Genomic DNA, 1,887 nt, shown 5'->3' with positions numbered 1-1,887 from the left:
CGCCAGCCAAGCCGTTGAGCACTTCGTTGGTAGTGCCATCTCCGCCCACGGCGACGACACAATCGCCTTGGTCCGAGAGCCCATTGAGGTAGTTCGTAGCGTCGTTGGGGCCTTTGGTGTAATACAGGCGCACGCTGGCTCCCTGGCGCTCCAGCTCAGCCACAAAACGGCAGAGCAACGCCTCCCGACCGCCACCGGCAGTCGGGTTGTAAATCACAGTGACTTTCATCAGACAGGAAACCCTCGTACTACTCCCGGTTCAGGCCGGGTTATCGATATCAATAAAGGTATGCTCAATGCCGTAATGATCGCTGAGCCACTGGCCCAGCGCCATGGCGCCATAACGCTCGGTGGCATGGTGGCCACAGGCGAAATAGTGCATGCCGGTTTCCCGGGCAAAATGGGTGGTCGGTTCGGAAATTTCGCCGCTCAGGTAGGCATCCACGCCTTTGGCCTGGGCCTTTTCGATAAAGCCCTGGGCCCCGCCGGTACACCAGCCGACCGTTTCAATTTCGTCGCCGGGATCGCCGATATGCAAGGGCGTCCGGCCCAATACCGCTTCCACATGGGCGGCGAATTCTGACGCACTCATGGGGCTGTCCAGTCGCCCCACATTGCCGATGGGCCGGGGCGAATCATCCAGCCCGCCTTCGGTGGTCAGGCCCAGACGAAGCGCCAACTGGGCATTATTGCCCAGTGTGGGGTGAGCATCCAGCGGCAGGTGATAGGCAAACAAGTTGATGTCATGGCGCAACAGAGTCTGCAGCCGTTGCTTCTTCATGCCCCGGATCTGCTGGCTTTCCCCTTTCCAGAAATAGCCGTGGTGGACCAGAATGGCATCGGCTTCTTCCACGATGGCCGCGTCAATCAAGGCCTGACAGGCCGTCACGCCGGACACCACCCGATGAATCTGCTCGCGGCCTTCCACCTGCAAACCATTGGGGCAGTAATCCTGAAACCGGTCCGTGGCCAGTTCCTGGTCGAGCAGAGACAACATGTAATCGCGCTTGAGCATGGCACCTTCCGGCAGGTCGGACATGATGAATGTGGTCGCAAAACCCGTGAAGGCTGATCTCTGCGCCAACCCTGCCACTCGCCAGAGTGATGTACCCTAGGCGCGTAATCGTTGCAACGCGGGCCTTCGCAGGGCGTTGCCGAGAGCATGGCAATGGCTGGCGTGCGACCATTTGCCACAGCCAACCGGTGGTAGCAATCACCATTCACAGGTTCTACTATTGCGCGCAGTTTACCTATCAGACCCCTCACTTGTCTCGCCAGAGGCCCTTCACCAGGCTCTGACGAAAAAGGGGAACCGCATAAACGGGGGCATTACCGGTGATCAAACTGCTTCGTTTTCTGGCCGGCCCGGTGATTACCGGCCTGGCCGTCGGCCTTGTCGCCCTGTGGTGGTACCAGTGGGGCCCCAACGCTGAGCCCGCACAGCATGACACCGGCGTCGCCAGCTATGCCGGCGCGGTAAACCATGCGGCCCCAGCGGTGGTGAACATCTACACCACCCAGATCATCACCAACGAGGACGTGGCCGAAGACCCGCTGTTCAACCGCTTTATGGAACAACCCCGCCGTGAACGCGCCCTGAGCAGCCTGGGCTCCGGGGTAATTGTCGACGACGGCGGCTATGTGCTGACCAGTTATCACGTCATCCGCGATGCGGATGAAATTCTGGTGGCCCTGCGTGATGGCCGGGACGCCCCCGCCCGGGTGGTGGGCACGGACCCGGAAACCGACCTGGCACTGCTGCATGTTGCCCTGGAAGATTTACCCGAAGTCGAGCTGAACGGTAACGGCCCGGTGCAGGTGGGCGATGTGGTGCTCGCCATCGGCAACCCGCTGGGTGTGGGTCAGACAGTATCCATGGGCATCGTC

Annotated in this window: 3 protein-coding genes; 1 reads left to right on the top strand and 2 read right to left on the bottom strand. The window is 60.7% G+C overall.

Translation table 11 applies throughout. The annotated features are described in order from the left end of the window. A partial coding sequence (locus A3754_RS15505; RefSeq protein ID WP_197468680.1) for a diacylglycerol kinase family protein occupies positions 1-229 on the bottom strand: 229 nt, incomplete at its 3' end. 30 nt (positions 230-259) lie between these two features. Beyond that, positions 260-1,015 carry a Nif3-like dinuclear metal center hexameric protein gene (locus A3754_RS15500; protein WP_063520432.1) on the bottom strand — a complete coding sequence of 252 codons (756 nt, stop codon included), beginning with the start codon at positions 1,013-1,015 and terminating at the stop codon, positions 260-262. 320 nt (positions 1,016-1,335) lie between these two features. Here A3754_RS15500 and A3754_RS15495 point away from each other — a divergent pair. Continuing rightward, positions 1,336-1,887: trypsin-like peptidase domain-containing protein (locus A3754_RS15495; RefSeq protein ID WP_197468679.1), on the top strand; the 552-nt coding region annotated here is incomplete at its 3' end.

It is taken from the genome of Alcanivorax sp. HI0083 (genome assembly GCF_001635175.1).
The sequence above is the reverse complement of the archived record's forward strand: the minus strand, read 5'-3'. Positions and strand labels throughout refer to the sequence as shown.